This is a genomic window from Commensalibacter sp. B14384M2, from assembly GCF_016101865.1.
Classification (GTDB): domain Bacteria; phylum Pseudomonadota; class Alphaproteobacteria; order Acetobacterales; family Acetobacteraceae; genus Commensalibacter; species Commensalibacter melissae.
This window is the reverse complement of the sequence record NZ_JACFPS010000012.1, coordinates 1-572: the sequence shown is the minus strand read 5'-3', so window position 1 is coordinate 572 and position 572 is coordinate 1. Positions and strand designations below refer to the sequence as shown.

The window sequence follows — 572 nt, the reverse complement described above, 5'->3', positions numbered from 1 at the left end:
GCAGGCTCGCCCTCAATGGGGCGCAGATTGTCAACAAAAATCCCGATGTGAAAAACGGGGATGGAACAATCACCAAAGGAACACCCAGCAACGGTTCCATCACCATCAACACAGGAAGCATGTCCATTGCCACGCCGCAGAATGTCAACAGGTATCACAGCAATAACAAGACGGTTGGCATGGAGTTTCACACACCCCTTAGCGACTATCACAACTTTGGTGAGGGAAACCAGCAGGCAAGTAATGGGTCAAATAAAGAAAATATTATTAATAAACAATCCAAACCCAATAAACCTGATACGCCCTATACGAGTGGTGATCTCTTTGGGGACATACGTGTCATTGACAATGATTACGCGTCAACAGAAAAGGAGATGTCCGGGATTTATGCCGGCACGGGAGGGCTGAATGTCAATGTGAGGGGGGACACGACCCTGACAGCTGGCGCCATCACCAGTGCCGCCGACGCCTCCAGAAACCAGATCAGCACAGGAAGCCTGCAGGGCAATTCAGTCAGGAACCATTCGATATGGAGCGGTTTCGATATCCAGATGAAACAAAATCTTGATACC

1 protein-coding gene and 1 pseudogene are annotated in these 572 nt (G+C 49.1%); one reads left to right on the top strand and one right to left on the bottom strand.

Features of this window, described 5'->3' with window-relative positions:
- Positions 1–191, bottom strand: a 191-nt coding sequence (locus H3R33_RS09110; protein WP_232351108.1) for a hypothetical protein, incomplete at its 3' end; no start/stop codon positions are given.
- Between H3R33_RS09110 and H3R33_RS09045 the strand changes: the two are divergent.
- Positions 180–572: pseudogene (locus tag H3R33_RS09045) on the top strand (hypothetical protein); the annotation flags it as partial. The gene H3R33_RS09110 and the pseudogene H3R33_RS09045 overlap by 12 nt on opposite strands.